The sequence below is a fragment of the Actinomycetaceae bacterium MB13-C1-2 genome (assembly GCA_035621235.1).
GTDB lineage: Bacteria > Actinomycetota > Actinomycetes > Actinomycetales > Actinomycetaceae > Scrofimicrobium.
The window spans coordinates 1,277,256-1,294,948 of record CP141731.1; the positions used below are offsets into that span (position 1 = coordinate 1,277,256).

14 protein-coding genes and 1 pseudogene are annotated in these 17,693 nt (G+C 53.5%); 12 read left to right on the forward strand and 3 right to left on the reverse strand.

Features of this window, described 5'->3' with window-relative positions; all coding sequences use genetic code 11:
• Positions 1-90: 90 nt before the first annotated feature.
• From U6G28_05615 to U6G28_05625, 3 genes are read right to left on the reverse strand one after another with little or no spacing between them, the layout of a single operon-like run.
• Positions 91-348 carry a GlsB/YeaQ/YmgE family stress response membrane protein gene (locus U6G28_05615; GenBank protein WRS31158.1) on the reverse strand — a complete coding sequence of 86 codons (258 nt, stop codon included), beginning with the start codon at positions 346-348 and terminating at the stop codon, positions 91-93.
• Complete coding sequence (locus U6G28_05620; GenBank protein WRS31159.1) at positions 348-692, reverse strand: hypothetical protein; 345 nt, start codon at positions 690-692, stop codon at positions 348-350. The genes U6G28_05615 and U6G28_05620 overlap by 1 nt, the downstream gene beginning before the upstream one ends.
• Positions 674-901 (reverse strand): hypothetical protein, encoded by a 228-nt coding sequence (locus U6G28_05625; protein WRS31160.1) that lies wholly within the window; start codon positions 899-901, stop codon positions 674-676. The genes U6G28_05620 and U6G28_05625 overlap by 19 nt, the downstream gene beginning before the upstream one ends.
• A 578-nt stretch (positions 902-1,479) precedes the next feature.
• Between U6G28_05625 and U6G28_05630 the strand changes: the two genes are divergently transcribed.
• From U6G28_05630 to U6G28_05685, 12 genes and pseudogenes are all read left to right on the forward strand, one after another.
• Positions 1,480-2,586, forward strand: coding sequence for an LCP family protein (locus U6G28_05630; GenBank protein ID WRS31161.1), 1,107 nt, complete (start codon positions 1,480-1,482; stop codon positions 2,584-2,586).
• A gap of 120 nt (positions 2,587-2,706) precedes the next feature.
• A complete protein-coding gene (gene wecB / locus U6G28_05635; protein ID WRS31162.1) occupies positions 2,707-3,822 on the forward strand; it encodes a UDP-N-acetylglucosamine 2-epimerase (non-hydrolyzing) in 1,116 nt (371 codons plus the stop codon).
• A 1-nt stretch (position 3,823) separates the two neighbouring features.
• Complete coding sequence (gene wecC, locus U6G28_05640) at positions 3,824-5,140, forward strand: UDP-N-acetyl-D-mannosamine dehydrogenase (protein WRS31163.1); 1,317 nt, start codon at positions 3,824-3,826, stop codon at positions 5,138-5,140.
• Positions 5,133-5,870, forward strand: coding sequence for an SDR family oxidoreductase (locus U6G28_05645; protein WRS31164.1), 738 nt, complete (start codon positions 5,133-5,135; stop codon positions 5,868-5,870). Before wecC ends, U6G28_05645 begins: the two co-directional genes overlap by 8 nt.
• Entirely contained in the window at positions 5,867-7,210 is a 1,344-nt protein-coding gene (locus U6G28_05650; protein WRS31165.1) for a Gfo/Idh/MocA family oxidoreductase, read from the forward strand. The genes U6G28_05645 and U6G28_05650 overlap by 4 nt, the downstream gene beginning before the upstream one ends.
• 238 nt (positions 7,211-7,448) lie before the next feature.
• Entirely contained in the window at positions 7,449-10,946 is a 3,498-nt protein-coding gene (locus U6G28_05655) for a CDP-glycerol glycerophosphotransferase family protein (protein WRS31166.1), read from the forward strand.
• A 297-nt stretch (positions 10,947-11,243) separates the two neighbouring features.
• On the forward strand, positions 11,244-12,104 hold the full coding sequence (locus U6G28_05660) for a capsular polysaccharide synthesis protein (protein WRS31167.1): 861 nt from the start codon (positions 11,244-11,246) through the stop codon (positions 12,102-12,104).
• Entirely contained in the window at positions 12,094-13,248 is a 1,155-nt protein-coding gene (locus U6G28_05665; protein WRS29030.1) for a hypothetical protein, read from the forward strand. The genes U6G28_05660 and U6G28_05665 overlap by 11 nt, the downstream gene beginning before the upstream one ends.
• A gap of 179 nt (positions 13,249-13,427) precedes the next feature.
• Positions 13,428-14,639 carry a polysaccharide pyruvyl transferase family protein gene (locus tag U6G28_05670; GenBank protein ID WRS29031.1) on the forward strand — a complete coding sequence of 404 codons (1,212 nt, stop codon included), beginning with the start codon at positions 13,428-13,430 and terminating at the stop codon, positions 14,637-14,639.
• A gap of 635 nt (positions 14,640-15,274) precedes the next feature.
• Entirely contained in the window at positions 15,275-15,991 is a 717-nt protein-coding gene (locus tag U6G28_05675; protein ID WRS29032.1) for a glycosyltransferase family 2 protein, read from the forward strand.
• Positions 15,992-16,316: 325 nt separating this feature from the next.
• Positions 16,317-16,646, forward strand: coding sequence for a transposase (locus tag U6G28_05680; protein WRS29033.1), 330 nt, complete (start codon positions 16,317-16,319; stop codon positions 16,644-16,646).
• Between the two features lie 644 nt (positions 16,647-17,290).
• Positions 17,291-17,638 (forward strand): annotated as a pseudogene (locus U6G28_05685) (helix-turn-helix domain-containing protein).
• Positions 17,639-17,693 lie beyond the last annotated feature (55 nt).

Sequence of the window (17,693 nt, forward strand, 5' to 3'; positions counted from 1 at the left end):
CCGTCAGACGAGCAGATTTACTCAGTTCGTCTGACGGGAGGCTTTTGCGTTGATACGGCGCGGGTTCTATTCGAACTCCGCCAGCCGCGGTTAGTTCCTGCCGGCCAGTGCTCCGTAGATTGCCAGGACAATCACGGATCCCCCGACTGCCAGAACCCAGGTGGACAGTGAAAAGAAGCTGTTCAGTGAGGTGTGGAAGATGATGCTTCCCAGCCAGCCGCCAACCAAAGCTCCAACGACTCCGACAATCAGGGTCGTGAACCAGCCAGCTTTCACTCTGTCAGGCAGGATTGCCTTTGCTATGGCACCGGCGATCAGACCCAGAAGTATGAATGCAAAGAAACCCATTACTTGAGCGCGTCCTTGGCCTTGTCTGCAGCGGTCTTGCCCTGTTCCTTCAGCTTGTTCGCTGCTATCTTCGCGTCGTCGGCATCAATATCGCCGTCCTTGTCGGCATCTAGGGCGCTCTTCGCCTTGTTCGCCGCGATTTTCGCGTCGTTCGCGTCCAGCTTGCCGTCCTTGTCGCCATCTAGGGCTTTCTTGACCTTGTCGACACCCTCATCAAAAGTTCCACCGATCTTCTTGCCGGTGTCCTTAGCAAAGTCCTCCGCCTTGTCGGCACCGTCCTTTGCTGCGTCAACGATCTTGTCACCGAGATTCTTGGCCTTATCCTTCAGCTCGTCGAAATCCATTTCTGCACTTCTTTCTTTCCGATAGCAAAAGTGCGGACCGCGTTAATCGGTCCGAGGTCACCAAGTTGGTGATCTGAGACGACTATATCCGACGGCTCAAGTCGTGCGCCGTTACCGACCTTGGCACGAACCCGTGCGTTTACCCCTTCGGTTGCACTAGGCTTGTAACGGTAAGGGGCCTGTTTCCTACTGGTGGTAGGTCGGGTCATACCTAGAACGAAAGGAGGCCAGAATGAAGAAGTTCTTCAAGGCCGTCTTTTTCCTCGGCCTGGCTGTCGTGGCGGGAATTCTCGCTCTGGAGACCGAACCGGTTCAGAAGCAGCTATCGAAGTTCGGCGTCACGATCTAGTCGAAACCAATCGAAATGGCGGGCCGGTCACCGAAGAGGGTGGCCGGCTTCGCTGTGTGCTCAGCCATTACGTTTAGGTGTCCATAAGGCAGATTCCCGGGACAGACGTCCTAGAAGCTGGAAGGACTGGTAACGCGGGGATGAATCAGAGTCGAATCCTCCAAAACCAATGTGATCTACGTCAGAGCCAAGATCAGGCGGTTAACGCCAGATCGGAGTGCATAAGCGCACTTCATTGACGATTTTATCCCCTCCTTTTAACCCCCGTGTAAAGGGTCAATGCCGGGTGGCCTGACGCTGTCCTCTCAGCCACAAAACGCCATTATTACGCGGTCCTGTAGTAGATTCATTAGGTCAGCTAGTTGCGATCCAGAAGCCTGGCTGGAACACTTTTCGGCCATAGTTTGACGGGCAAACTAAATCCGCAGGGGGCGCGCATTGACTTCGGAATCCGGACTGCCAAAACGCTCCGATTTGCACGCTGGAAAACAGGGTTCCCCCGCAACACAGTTTCCGCAACAACCCCGAGAACCCAAGAAGAAGCGCAGTGTCGGTAAAACCGCGCTGTGGGCGATTCTCGGGCTGCTGGCGCTTATCCTCATCCCTGTTGGGATACTTGCAGGTTTCCTGTGGAACGTCTCCTCCACCTTCAATCACGAGTCCGAGACGATCGCCGAGGTTTTCCCAGATGAACAGTCGAGGCCCGCGCAACGTGAGGACGAGGCGCAGACGATCCTCTTACTCGGTTCCGACACCAGGGGAGAGATAAACGCCGACGGTCTAGAGGAATCTCAGGATGGCCGCTCCGACACGATGATGGTGGTTCGTATTCCGGCAGATCGCTCCGCCATTTACATAACCTCGATCATGCGCGACTCATGGGTCGACATTCCCGGATACGGCATGAACAAGATAAATGCGGCTTTCGCATTTGGGGGCATCCCTTTGACCGTTGCAACTGTTGAGCAACTCCTTGACACCCGTATCGATCACGTCGCCGTGATTGACTTCGACGGTTTCAGAGGGCTCACTAATGCGCTCGGAGGAGTCACCGTCAATAACCAGATTGCCTTCGACACTTTCGGAGTGGGCCCCAATAAAGAGATCAACACCTACCACTTCAACGAAGGCAAAATCACGCTAATGGGGGACGAGGCACTAGCGTACGTTCGCGCCCGCAAACCCTTCCCCGATGGCGACTACCAGCGCGTTCGTAATCAGCAGGCGTACATGAAGGGCCTGATCTCCCAGATCCTCAGCCGGGACACGCTAACCAGCCCCGGCACCATAAGCAACGTTGTCTCAGAGATAGCTCCGTTTTTGGCGGTGGACGAGGGATTAACCGGCGGCTACATCATCGGCCTCGGTCCCGAACTGCGAAGCATCCGTAGCGGCGATATTTACTTCCTTGCCCTTCCCACAGAGGGCGTCGGCTGGTCCCCGGATGGTAAGCAGTCAATCATCGTTCTGGATGAGGCTGGGATGGAACAAGTGCGACAGGCTTTCCACGACGACACGGTGGGGGAGCTGGTAGATAACGGCTAACTGAGCCGACGAACCACGGGAACACTCAGACTATTTCTGTCTCGCTGAGTCCCATATATGTGGCCTCGTACAAGAGGCCCTGACAACGAATGCAGCATCGACAAGCAAGGCGCAATCCAGATGAAGAAGACAAAGGTACTGGTGGTGTTCGGTACCAGACCAGAGGCGATAAAGGTGTGTCCTTTGGTCAAAGAGCTCCAGAGTAGGCCAGAGGAGTTCGAAACCGTCGTGTGTGTTACCGGGCAGCACCGGGAGATGCTGGAACAGGTCCTGCGAGTCTTCGACATCAAGCCTGACTATGACTTGGCGATCATGAAGAGTGATCAGACACTCGGTGATGTAACCGGAAGGATTCTCGAGGTTCTTCCCGACATCTTCATCCGCGAACATCCCGACGCCGTGTTTGTTCACGGAGACACCACAACAGCTTTTGCTGCTGGCCTTGCCGCGTTCTATTTCCGTATCCCAGTCGGTCATGTTGAGGCGGGGCTACGCACGGGCGACATGGCTTCCCCTTTTCCTGAGGAGTTCAACCGTCAAGCGATTGATCTTCTCGCCGACCTCTATTTCGCGCCGACTGAAACCTCCAAGGCGAACCTTGCCGAGGAAGGGAAGCCTCTCGATCGCATCTTTGTTACCGGCAACACCGGTATTGACGCCTTGCGCACTACCGTGTCTAACGACTTTCAAAGCGAGTGGCTTGACTGGGTTGCGGACTCGCGACTGATTCTGGTAACTGCTCATCGACGCGAGAACATCGGTCAACCAATGCGTAACGTTTTCCGCGCCCTTCGACGTGTGGTGGAGGACAACCCGGATGTTAAGGCGCTCTATCCGATCCACATGAATCCGGCAGTGCGTGAGATCGCGGGTCAGGAGTTGGCGGGCAACGACAGAATCGAGCTGACGCAGCCTATGGACCCTGTGGAGTTCCACAACATTATGGCTCGTAGCCATCTTGTTCTCAGCGACAGTGGAGGTATTCAAGAGGAGGCTCCCTCGCTTGGCAAGCCGGTACTTGTTGCTAGAAAGACGACGGAACGCCCTGAGGGAGTAGAAGCGGGGACATTGCGCTTGGTCGGCACCAATGAAGAGACAATTCACGCTGCTCTTACAGCGCTGCTGACCAATCCAACCGAATACGCTGCCATGTCCAGGGCCACTAATCCCTACGGTGATGGTTTTGCTAGTAGGAGAGTCGCAGATGTCATTTCTCTGGTGCTAGGAGGCCAGTGAAATGTCGAGTATCGAGAACGGCGTCCAAGTCGCCGACGGTGGTCGCATAACGGTTGTCGGCCTCGGCTACATTGGTCTACCTACTGCGGTTGTGTTTGCAAACAATGGCTGGCTAGTCACAGGAGTAGACGTTTCCGATCGAACCGTTGAGATGGTGAATACTGGAGAGCTTCCATTCGTTGAGGAAGGGCTAGAAGAGGTCCTGCGGACTGTTACCTCGTCTGGCCATCTCGTTGCCCAGACAGCAACTCCGCCATCCGATATCTTTATCGTTTCTGTTCCCACGCCATTCAAAGACGATCACGAGGCGGATCTGTCTTATATAGAAGCTGCGGCAGACGAGATTGCGGGAGTGCTTAGGGGTGGTGAACTGGTTGTTCTTGAATCCACGTCTCCTCCCGGAACCACCGAACGCATGGCTCAACGAATTCTGGACGCTCGGACAGATCTTTCTATGGACGGCTCGGAGGATCGTCCCGTTGTTTATTTCGCGCACGCACCAGAGCGAGTTCTCCCTGGACGCATAATGGTCGAGATGACTGCTAATGATCGCATCATTGGTGGTACTACTCCAGAAGCAGCAGAATTTGCGCGCCAGGTGTACTCTACATTTTGCGAGGGCGAGTTAAGCATTACCGATGCCCGCACGGCCGAAATGTCAAAGCTCGCTGAGAATGCTTTTCGCGACGTGAACATTGCTTTCGCCAATGAACTTTCCCTGATTGCTGATGACCTCGACATAAATGTGTGGGAACTGATCGAACTCGCCAACAAGCATCCTCGCGTCAATATTCTTCAGCCCGGACCGGGAGTCGGCGGACACTGCATTGCGGTGGATCCGTGGTTTATCGTCTCTTCGGACCCTGAGAACTCAAATCTGATTCGCACGGCCCGCGAAGTGAATGACTCAAAACCTGACTGGGTAATTGATTCGGTAGAGAAGGCAATGAAAGATGCAGGTCCCGATGCGAAGGTGGCGCTACTCGGCCTGGCGTTCAAGCCGAATATCGATGACCTTCGCCAGTCACCTGCTTTGGAGATAGCAGAACGACTAATAGGGAACAACCCCGATACAGAGTTTCTGATTTGCGAGCCCAATATTGCGCGGTTGCCGGATGCACTGCGAGGAAGTAGGAACGCTTCGCTCGTGCAACCTGATCAAGCTATGGACCAAGGGGATGTCGTGGTCTTGTTGGTTGCCCATGACGCATTCGTTGGTGCTACGAACGACAGCAAAGGTTCTCAGATAGTGATTGATACTGCAGGGTTCTGGGAGTTGTCAGAATCGGTAGGTAGGGAGTCGCAGGCTAATGAATGATCGAAGGCTTGCGCTGATTACAGGAGGCACCAAAGGGCTTGGTCTTGCTGTTGCCAGGGTACTTCTGGCAGCGGACTTCAACGTGGTCTTGACCTATGGTGCTGACTCGGAACGTGCCGCTCAAGTGAAAAGAAGCCTCGGGGTCGAGTTCCCGCTCGCCTCCGTCAAAGCAATCTGTGCGGATGTAGCTGACATTGCTTCCATCGACAAGATCGTAAATCACTTCAACGATGAGAACGCCAGCCTCGACGCGGTAGTTCTTAATGCTGGCCTCACATCTCGGGGAAGCTTCGAGGACCTCAAACTTGATGACTGGGAACGAGTACTAAGGGCGAATCTGACATACCCCACGTTCTTGCTGCAGCGTCTCCTGCCGAGAATCAATCGTGGAGGTGCAGTGGTTTTTACCGGCTCGATGCTAGGGATGGACCCCCATTCGATGTCACTCTCCTACGGAGTTACAAAGGCCGCAACGCACGCGCTAGTAAAGAATCTCGTCAAGTTCCTAAGTCCGCGCTTGATCCGCGTCAATGCTGTTGCCCCGGGTTTCGTGGATACCGAGTGGCAGAAGTCCAAACCAACTGAGATTCGCGATAGCATCAACTCCAAGATTGCTCTGGGTCGTTTCGCGGAGCCCGAAGAAATTGCCCAGATTTACCTGACACTAATCGATAATACCTACCTCAATGGAGAGGTAGTTCGAATCGACGGAGGCTACTCGTACCGATGACACGCACCGTTATTACTTACGGCACATACGATCTGTTTCACGAGGGGCACCGTCGTCTTCTTGAGCGAGCTCGCGAACTAGGGAATCGACTCATCGTTGGGGTTACCAGTGATGAGTATGATCGTTCACGTGGCAAACTGAACGTTTCCCAGGAGTTACCGGAACGTATAGCCAACGTGCAACGCACAGGACTTGTCGACCAGATCATTGTTGAGGAGTATGACGGTCAAAAGATTCATGATATTGAGAAGTGGGGTGTTGACGTCTTTGCGATTGGCTCCGACTGGCTGGGGAAGTTCGAGTACCTTCGTGACTACTGCGACGTTGTCTATCTGGAGCGAACTCGCGGCATCTCTAGTACGCAACTCAGAAATGACTCCTCAGGTATCCTCCAGATCGGGCTGGCCGGTGCGGGGCGAAATGCCAAGACCCTCATTGAAGAAGCTCGATACGTATCTGGTGTCTCCGTTGAGTCGGTCTGGTCACCAAAGCTAAAGAGGGCCGAAAGACTAGCCTTAACCAAGGAGCTAGAGCACGTCTCGACGAGCTACGAGAGCTTGTTAGAAAACGTCGGCGCCGTGTACGTTTCCACGCCCCTTGTCGAGCGAGCCTCACTCATTCGTCAAGCTTTGGAATCAGGCCGACACGTTCTGGCGGAGCCGCCGCTAGCTCTCACTGCTAAAGAGACCAAAATGCTTTTGGGCCTTGCGGAAAAAAACGGGGTCTCGCTTGTGGAGGCTGTCCGAACCGCATATAGCCCGGGGTTCCTCCGTATGGTGGCTTATGCTAGGAGTGGATCAATCGGGAAGATCCGTTCTGTCCAGGCTGTTTCGACCCGGCTAATGCGCGGCGGACGCGCACAGAGATCTCCGTATGGTGGAGCCATCAACGAACTTGCGACGTACCCGCTTCTGGCAGTGATAAAGCTGCTGGGTACGAGCTACGTAGATGTTGAGTGCCATATCCTGAAGCCGGAAGGGGCGGAGGTTGAGCAGTTCGCCCGCATCGACCTCACCTATAGGGACGCACTCGCTTCCGTGAGTGTTGGCATCGGCGTGACGGCAGAGGACGATCTTCGAGTGTCCGCGACCGACGGCCACATGTACGTGCCTGCTCCCTGGTGGACAACCGACCGGTTTGAGACTCGTTTTGAGAACGAATATCGAAACCGACGCTTTTATGTTCCTTATGAGGGGCATGGACAACGCTACGAGCTGGTTGAACTAGCATCACGGGTCAAGGGGTCGGACAAGGTTTCATACAAGCTGTCGGACGAGGATGTGCTGGCGGTGGCGGCGATTATCGATCAGGCAAAGGACGTTGCAATCACCGTGAGGTGATTATGAGTCCCGGTTATCAGCGATGAGAGAACCAAGCGTTCACTCAAAACCAAGAGTTTTATGAGAAGAAAGATCAGAAAAACTGATGAGCGCGAAGACGAAAGTTGCGAAGGCAATGCGATGCGTTGGGCTTGGAAGAATTGTCGACTCGCCTCGGCTCAGAATGGCTCTTGGTCTCCCTCAATACAGGTCCAAACAATCGACCAGTCGGTCTGAGGTGGCCGTGACTGAACCTCACGTGAGTGAAACTCAGTCGAGCGCTCGCGCCACGCCGTCTCTTACAGTAGTAATGCCGACATTCGACGTACGAGAGTACATAGATGAAGCGGTGGATTCGGTGCTCAGTCAGGAAGGAGTTGAGCTCGAACTAATAATCATCGATGATGGGTCTAGGGATGGGACGCGTGAGCGTGTTATTGATCTGCAAACTCGCGATGCTCGGATCAAAGTAATTTGCTCAGATCACTTTGGGAATGGGGTTGCCCGAAACCTTGGTATTGCGGTTGCCAAAGGAAAGTACTTGGGATTCTGCGACGCAGATGACATCGTCCCTCAAGGAGCCTATGCCTCCATGATTGAGCGCCTCGAGGAAACCGGGTCAGATTTTGTTTCGGGGGCATATCGCAGATTGGACGGTGACAAGTACTTTCAGCCTAGGAGCGTCTCGGAATCAAACCCGGAGCGGCGGGATTCCGTGTCACTGGTAGACGTTCCCGGTGCCATGAAAAATCCCTTTCTCTGGTCGAAAGTTTTTAAACGAGACTTCTGGAACGAAAAAGTAGGACCAATTCCTGAAGGTAGAAACTATGAAGACCAGCTTCCAACGGCGCTTGCGTTTGCGGAGGCGAGTGCTTTTGACCTTATGGACGAAATCGTTTACACGTGGCGCATTCGTCCGGCTAGTTCCCTCACCCAACGCAAGCACGTGGTGGAAGACCTGTTTGATCGGACTTTCTTTATCGATCAGATCGCTTCGGTTTACATGCAGGCCGGGCCGGACGTGTTCCAGTATTGGCTTAGCAAGCTTGTGCAGGACGACTTGTACTACTTCCTTATAGCTCTCCCGAAAGCCAATGAAGACTTCCTGCAAGAACTAACCCGAGTCTACGCGATGGTAGCCGATGACATGTCAACGCAAACCATAGCAGAGCTGCCGTTTTTCTTTAGGCTCGTGCTCGAAGTGTCCCGTGTGAGCGATAGCCCGCGTGAAGACTTGGAGTCAATACTGCTCCACCGAGATCGATACGGTGACTATGGGTACGAGATTTTGTCCACGGATCACGGCCACTTTATCGACTCTCCGGTGCTTGAGCTACTTTCGTTCATCCCTGAAGAAGAAACTGTGACGTTCCGGGAGCAGGATTTTAAGTACGAACCCGTCGTTGTGGAGTCGGAGTACTGTGTTGATGGTAGCGTGCGACTGAGTATAGATATCGGCCTGCATGGCGTGCACGATCTCTCTGGTCTTGACGTTTCAGTGTCGCTCACGAGTACTGACGATAGGGTGACTGTTCCTGAATGGACTGTTCAGAGGAACTCGTGGTCAAGTGTACTGTCTTCCGATGCCTTGGTTGATCACGGGGAACAGACAATCACGCTGAACTTGGATGCACGGCTCCTTGAAGCTTTGGATCCCGTTGAGTTCGTCCTTGAGGTCGAATGTGCTGCATTCGGATCTAGGCTTCGACAATCGGTTAGGTACACCGCGCGTTCTGGGGTGCCCGGCTTCGGGGAGTTGACTGACTCTGGTCGTAGATGGCTTGTCTTGTTCAGGAATGGGAAGTTGATGTTGCATCCGGAACAGACGTATGCATCTGTGAGAGTCTTGAAGGCCGCCAATGATGTCTTGACTGTGAAGGCGAGTTCTTATAGAGATCCCATCGTTAATTTGGCACTTGTCCCAGAGAATGCGCCTGCGGCGGCATTACTTCCTGAGGGTCCGTTGGTACGACGAGAGGGCGATACCGATACGTTCCACGTTATAGGCGTGGAACTGCCATCATCATTGGCACTTAGACAGGAAGTTATCTGGGGAATCTTCTCGGAGGACACGACTGGCAGGGTAACGCGACTCGCTCTCTCCGGAAACGACCTCCACCACTCGGGTTATTCCACTGGAAACGGATTGATGGGACTGAAAGCTTCGGGATTCGGATATGCAAGCTTCGGTCAGACACGATGGCGGTGTGTTGTAACTAGTGCCGCGTTGGTTGACGATGGTGACATGCTGAAGTTTAGCGGTTTCGCCCCGCGAATCGAGGGTCTTACGCCAAAGATCCTGTTGGTATCAGGTAACGGTGATGTGATCCAACCAGTCATGGTCAGGCGTAGCGGACCTAACGCGGAGTTTTGGGAAGCGTCGTTCCCTCTGGTGAGTTCGGGCACCGTGCCTGCTGGTCGCTACACTCTGCGTTGGATGGCCAGCTGGCAACGTTACATGAAGGACGCATATTACATCGAGTTCGGTCTCGACGTAAGCGAACGGCCCGAGATTGAAGTGTTTGCGCCATGTAGTCGAATTTCGATTATGAAGACCGATACAGGTATGACTTCGGTGACCTTCTCGTCTCGGCTAGTCCTAGATGAGAGGGGTCGATACAATCAGCATCAGCTACAGCAGTTGTTTACTCAGCCGCTACCGATCGCCGAAAATCAGGTTTTCTTCGAATGTTTTAATGGTAAGAGCTTTGGCGACAATGTTGCGCCAGTCGCTGAGCAAATTCATTTCCTTCGCCCGGACTTGAGGCTTTTGGTCAGTGCGAGTAGCTCAGTTCCTGCACTTCCGAACTACGTCGAACGTTTGGTGCCCTACTCTGAGGAGTGGTATCGGGCATTGACGACCTCGAAATATATCGTTACCAACAACAACTTACCTTGGTTCTTTTCAAAACGTCCCGGACAGCGTTATGTTCAGTTGTGGCACGGCACTCCGCTTAAGCGCTTACTGCGAGATATGAGGCCCGAGTCACGGATGCTCGATTATTGGGACCTAATGCAAAGAGAGATCCCACAGTGGGACGGTCTACTCGCGCAGAACCCTTACTCGGCTAATCGTTTCCAGCAGGCATTTGGCTATGAGGGTGATGTACGCGTTCTAGGCTATCCGCGTAACGATCTCCTCGTGGACCAAAGGCAAGGGGCGAAGAGAGACGAGACACGAAGTGCGTTGGGGCTATCGAGTGACGACTTCGTAATTCTCTATATGCCGACTTGGCGCGATAACCTTCGAGACAAAGATGGCCAAGTAAAGAACGCGGATTTCTTCGATTTTGAGCTTGTCCTGAGCAATTTGCCCGAGAACGGACGCATCTTGTTTAGGTCTCACCACGTTGCTAGCTCCGGAAGGCCTGAGCTACCGTCGGGTGTGATTGATGTGACTTCCTACCCGGAGGTGTCAGAACTGTACCTGGCGGCCGATGCGCTCGTGACGGACTACTCGTCAACAATGTTCGACTTCGCAATTCTGCGCAAGCCAATGATTTTCTTCTCTCCGGACATAGATGAATATTCGGGTACGAATAGAGGCATGTACTTGGAGTACGAGGATTGGGTGCCTGGTCCAGTAGTTCGATCAAATGAGGAACTTATCGACGTGCTCCAGTACTGGGACGTCATAGGGGCGCCGATCCAGTCCTCTCGGATCGATAATTGGATCGAGCGCTTCTCACCGGCGGACGATGGCCGGGCGTCGGAGCGCGTGGCACATTGGATCTTGGAATCGAGCAATACGACATAGATATAGAGGTGCGGGGCATGGCTCGAATCTGGAATGGGCGTGGTGATTGAGTCCTCGACATGAGCTTGGGAACCAGGCTAAGTGGGACTACACAGGGTGTGAGGGTCACTGGCTTGGCGGCACTCATCTGCTTTGTTTCTGAAAACTTGGCTGATACGTGGCAGATTGCTTTGAACCCAAATTCCGTGATCAGCTTCGGGGCTTCATAGTTGGTTTTCTCTGAAATGTCGTGGAAGTGTAAGACGATCTTGGCTTGAAAATCGGGGTGGAGTCCAAACGGCCTACTATGTACAGTGCGTGGGTGAGATTCAGATCATCCCGGATATAGGAGGGGGCATGATGAAGCGCTTCTGTTGCTATTGGGAGGGCGCCAAGCCTCCTGCTTACATTGCGTGGTGCATCAGTTCATGGACAAAGTATGTGAACCTCGACGACATACTTTTTCTGAACCAATCAAACGTTACTCGTTATCTCGGCGACGTAATCGACATGCATAGCTTTCGCCGCTACGGCTTCGCAAAACAGTCTGATATTGTCTCCGCCGCATACCTTTTCCGATACGGGGGCGTGTTCCTGGACAGCGACACAGTATTGGTGAACAAATCATCGACACACTTTATTGATGTTCAGCCCACGGAGGACTGTTTTTCCTATTTCGGATACAGCTCGACAAATGCGCCCCACATAGCAGTTCTTTCTTCGCCACCGGGTGGCACCATCGTGACGAAGTGGGTGGAGCAACTTTTCGAGCGGGTCCCGTGTTATGAGAACGACACTGGCTGGGCCTACGTGGGCAACGAGATTCTCGATCCTCTGGTCAAGAACATAGAATTGGCTCAGTATTCTCGATGCTATGACGTGAATGACTATCTCGCGACACCGGAGACTCGATTCGCGAAGAATCGTGGCGCTGAGCGACGTGAGAAGTACATTGAATTTTGGTTCAAGGAATCTGTGGATGAATCAGCCCTCAACGAGATATGCGCAAACAGCGGTGGCATCGTAATGCTCCACAACTCATGGACGCCGCGGCATATATCAGAGCTACCTAGCAGCGAACTAGTAAACGGGCACTTTAATCTCGCGGCGCTGTTGCGACGAGTTGGGGACAGAGGGCTAATAGATGGCATACAGGAGCGAATTTACTATGGAAGTTGAAGTGCCGTTTGATCCGCAGTTCTTTGGCTGTTCTTTGTCTGGTGCTGTTCACTCGAATCAAGAGTGGTTTAGCTCCTTGGGGATCCAAACCAGGGTTCCGAGGTTTGCTCTCTCGTCTGCTCTGGTGCTCGTCGGTATGCCTCGAGGTGAGAGAAAAGATTTGTTCGACTCAACCATGGGCTGGATTGTGGGCATCGAAGACATAGCTGACTCCCCGTCGGCTGCAGATGTTTCACAACTCTTGAGGCGTTTAGGGTGTGCATCAAACCAGACGCTGATCATCGCATTTCCCGATTATTGGAGCGAAGCCGCTGAGATTCACAAGAAGAACCCGGGGAGCTCTGTCATTTTTGTCGCTGCTCCAGACGCTCCTACCTCGTTTCCTGGAGAGCTTAGTTCAGGGAACATTGAGGCGCGTATGGTCCTTGAGGTGGCAAACCGACAAGAACTTCGTCCCGACACAACGTTTCTTATTCCCGCGACGTCGACGATGCAAAACAACGCGGTCCCAGTTGCCTACTATTCTAGTTCACAGGTGCTATCTGATGTTCCCGGAGGATACCGGATTCTGTATCTCTCTTTTGCGGGAGCGCTTTCCTCCCTGTCGGGAGGAGGCAGCGTGCGCGAGTACCTCAATGCCACTTTGGGAGGCGGTCACAACCCCCCATATGCAGGCTGGCTCGTAGATCAAGCAGGAACTTACGACATTGAATGCGTAAGCATGGTCAGGCTGTCGTTGAGTAAGGGTGCGCTGGTAATTCACGGATTCGATATAAGACAGACGGCTCCGGGGTGCGGTTGGAAGTCGAGATCGCACAGAGTACTTCTCAACGGCGCAGAACACGGTCAACAACTCGAAATAATGCTTCGGCCGCTTCTCCGGCGCGTCCTAAACACCGTCCCAGGATTGTTCGCACTTTCGGATCAAGAGTATTCGGCTTTCACCGGTCCTGATAGCGAACCCATTGACCTGGGTGAACTTGTTGACGACACATACTCAGTCCAGGTAACGGACGAGCGAGGACACAACATCCTCGATTCGGGGTCCGTCGAAATACTGTCTGGTATTTCTGAAGCTGATGATCGAGTCTATGCAATAGAGAGCGCTGCCGGCGGAGTAACGTTAACTGTCGTGGATTCGTGAGTTCCGCCAACTGAGCTAAGTTTGATGGCATTTACTTGTCATACTCATCAGTTCGGGTGTCAGGATTGATGCAGTTTCCTCCATAAGAGATCGTTTGGTGAGTTGACGACTCTTGTCGGTTTAGAGCGTTTGTATAGATAACATATTTTACGTCGGCCAGTGTAGTAGTCTCTGAAATCATGACGGTAGAAGGCTCTCTTCGACAGCTAGCAAGTGAACTCGCGGTATCGGCTCATATGAGCGGATTACTAACTCGAATCAGCTTACGGAACGAGGTACTTGACGTGTCGCTGCCGATTCTTGGATCAACTGTCGGCATCCGGGTTGAGCCGTTGGAATCCCAATTTGCGGTGGGCGTGGTCGGTTTTAATCCGGTTGCTGTTCGTTGGATTCACGATGTTCTGGGCTTTTGCACACGACTAATGGTCGTCAGTTCCGAGGGTAGAGAGATCGCGTATACTGCTCTGTCGGTGACCGAAGGCGATCTGATGCTTGAGACGTGTAGAGCCATCGAGTTAACTAGAAGATTTCGTCACCAAGAAGAATCAGGGAACTACTCACCCGACACCACTGTCCCAATGTATTGGTCTTCTGGTCTCCTAAATTTTGGGGACTGGATTGGTCCGCACTTGATATATGGTATGACCGGGAGACAGCCCGTATTGCAGAACAGAGTAGGTTTATCCCCCGACAGGGTCCTGTGGTCTGTAGGATCTATTCTTGGATGGTTCAAGAGTCCAAATGTTGATGTATGGGGCAGTGGTTTGATTCGACCTTTGACCCAGGAGGAGGCTTTAGCGAAACGAAAGCTCGGTGCGGAGGTCAAGATCCACGCTGTTCGTGGTGTGCTTACTATGGAAGAGGTTACTAGTAAGATTGGCTGGCACGTGCCCGAAATTATCGGGGATCCAGGTCTTCTGTTGCCAGACATCATGCCGCGAGCGCAACATTCCTCCGGTCGCTCAGTCGTCGTGCCGCATTACATACACCGGCAACGAGTCGAGAGCAATCCGAGCGCTAACGGTAACGTTGTGGATGTTCGGAACGATGTTTTCACCTGTGCGTCTCAAATCTCCGGAGCGACAGCCGTCGTCTCGTCGTCTCTCCACGGAATTGTGCTAGCGCAAGCGTACGAAGTCCCATGGGTGTGGCTGAGGGTCGATGATCTCCCGTTGACGGGGGTGGACTTCAAGTTTGAGGATTTCTTCACTTGTCTTGATCGGGCCGCAGTGGCATCAGTGACTGTGCGCGAGTCAGAGTTATCTACCGTGTCATTCCAAGAGGTGGCAAAGAGAGCAACGTTGCCTGAGCTGAAAACTGACCTCGATGCACTCCGGGATGCACTGCCGGTCCGGCCAGCGTCACGGTCAGTTGACACGTTTTGGGAGTAGCGTGAATAGTTTTCCCTATACGCGGTCTCCATTGTTACCAACCTATTGGGTGCAAACTAGAAGGGGAGCGTCCGACTCACGGAGATTATTTTTACTCCAATCTGGATGGCTCGCTTTCGATCCTTATGGCGAATGAGGGGCGCCTTGACGGAGGCGATCCATGCGATATGATCGCTGTTCCAGATGCAACCGTGTGGATCTCTGGCATCGGGTGATGTGCCGCCAAGTTTGATCGAAGCACCCACCTTCGTTTCAAGACTCACGCATCGTTCTGGATTAGGTGCGCTACCCGCTCAAGGTAGTAAGGCTTGCGACAGATCGACTGATGTACTGAATCATGGAAGATGATGTTGCTTCCCGTGTGCTTTCATTTACCAAGTCATCGCCTATGTTTGACTTGGTATTGTGCAAGTCCGGCAGTTCTGCCACTTGTCATCAATATCGTCGGCCCCACGTCCCTTTGCGTCAGGATGCGCTACAGTAGGCGAATATCGGCTTTGAATTCGTTGATTTTGCAGTGCAGAAATAGTTCGGATGTTCTTGTACGTGAGCGTGTCGGTGCCTACTGGTCATAGGGAACTGTTCAGGGGTGCTGGGGTTCGGGATTTGGATGATGACTCTGGATAGGGGAACTGGTGAGCAAAGAGAAGGTCAGCCTGTTTCTGGTCTGTTACAACCAGGAGAATTACATAGGTGAAGCCGTACGTTCCGCGCTGAAGCAGACGTATTCGCCACTGGAAGTGGTCATCTCCGACGACCACTCTAGGGACAGGACATTTTGCCGCGCATCTGACGAGGTTAGGGCATATTCGGGACCGCACTCAGTATCTGTGCATAGAAATGGATCCAATCTAGGGATGTGCGCGAACTTCAACCAAGTGATGAATATGACCTCCGGCAGTATCGTCGTCGGAATGGACGGTGATGACATCGCTGATCCCGACTACGTTAAGCGGATGGTGGCTGCATTTGAAGACGCTCCTGATGGGATGGGCGTTGGTCTCGGTTTCCAGAAGGTTGATGCTGAGAGTCGCCCCGTGGGATCACCTTTCTTGAGATCTCCGGAGCGCTGGATACTGTCTGATTGGAAGGCTAAGGGGAACCTGTTGACGGGTGGCCCGGCCCGCGCCTATAGGCGCTCCGTCATGGACTTCTTCGGGCCTCTTATGGATGACGCCCAGACGATTGACTCCACAATGGTGCTTCGATGTTTGATGCTGGGGGGCTTTATAAAGGGGGGGCGGTCTCGGTGGACTATAGAATCCACGGAGCAAATGCAACTGTGGGAAGAGGTGCTGCCCGAATCGACAGGGGTAAGATATTCGATCAATACTTCCAGGACTTTCTTGTAGCGGTTCGTCGTGGGCTACTCACGGAAGTGCAAGTGGATCAGCTAAGAAGTGCTCTTGTCGGTCGTTACGCGGAGGTCCTCGCACAGCGCGCGATTTGAGTATTTTGGCCTGAGGGCAAAGAAGCCGTCGACTTCTCTACTTTGCTATGGCTTATAGGTGATCATGTCGCTGATAAGTCTGGCTGAAACAAATCGACAAGCCCGTTTTCATCGTACGCAATGCTTATTTAGAGTACGTCGGAATCTATCTATGGGGATTGATAGGGTCTAGTGTACGTAGTGAACTGGTCCGGGTTTGGTTCCGTCCTTTTTGAGAGGATGGGATTATGCCGCAGAAGTATCCACAGTCGTTTCGGGATCGTGCGGTGCGCATGGTTTTAGACCGGCTCAACGATGACAAGGCAGTGTCACCTTTAGCAGTGATAAAGGAAGTCGCCCCGCGTCTTGGGGTTGCTAACGAGACGCTACGTCGGTGGGTCAACCAAGATCAAGTTGACGCCGGTAAGCGCCCGGGGGTTTCCACTGAGGAATCCGCTGAAATCCGCAAACTTCGGCGTGAGAACAGCGAGTTGCGGCGCGCTAACGGGTTGAGCGCACCTCGGCTTTCTTCGCAGCGGAACCAGGCCGCCCTACGACGAAATGATCGCTTACGTTGACGCGTATCGGGATCAGTTCGGGGTCGAGGTTATCTGCCGCGTTCTTAGAGCAACATTGGGTGGGTTCATCACTGCCAGAGGGTACCGGGCCGCTAAGACCCGTCCCGTCAGTGACCGCGGGGTACGTGATCGTGAACTGATTCCAGTGTTGTGGGAGATTCACGCCCGCAACTACGGGGTCTACGGTAAACGTAAAATGTGGAAAGCCATGACGCGTGAGGGATGGATGATCGGCCGGGAACAAACGGCCCGACTCATGCGTAAAGCCGGACTCCACGGGGTTCGGCGGGGCCGTAAACCCATCACCACCTGCCCTGCGAAGACGGTTGATGAGCGTTTGGACTTGGTGGATCGTAACTTCACCGCATCTGGCCCAAACCAGCTCTGGGTGGCAGACATTACGTATGTGAGAACAACTTCGGGGTTTTGTTACACAGCATTCGTCGCTGACGTGTTTTCCCGCAAGATCGTGGGCTGGTCCACCAGGTCAACAATGCGAACCGAAGACCTCCCCTTAGAGGCGTTGGAACACGCGTTGATCGCCGCGAAAGACCAAGCCCTTCAAGGCCTAGTCCATCACAGCGACCGAGGCAGCCAGGGTGGATTCAATTGGTCGTCGCAACACCTCGATTTGGAGGTGTTTTATGGTTCGTCGTCAGCAGGCTGCGGATCGGGCGGTCCGCCCGAAGCTACGTTCCCCTGGTCATCCGAAGTTCCAGCGGCATGTCGAGGCCGCGTTCTGGTTGCAGATCGCCAAGGGGATGCTTCCTGCCGAGGCCGCAGGGCAGGTTGGCGTGGCGTCTGCGGTGGGTCAGCGGTGGTTCCACAATGCTGGGGGTATGCCACCATTTGACGTGAAGTTCACCCCGACAGGGCGCTATTTGTCTTTTGTCGAACGCGAGGAAATCGCTTTGTTGCGGGCTCAAGGACAGGGGGTGCGTCAGATAGCCCGCACCGTTGGTCGTGACCCGGGGACGATCTCCAGAGAGCTGGAGCCTGTCAGATTGTTTGTGTATGGCTTGATCTGAAAGGCTGTGCTGGCGTTGG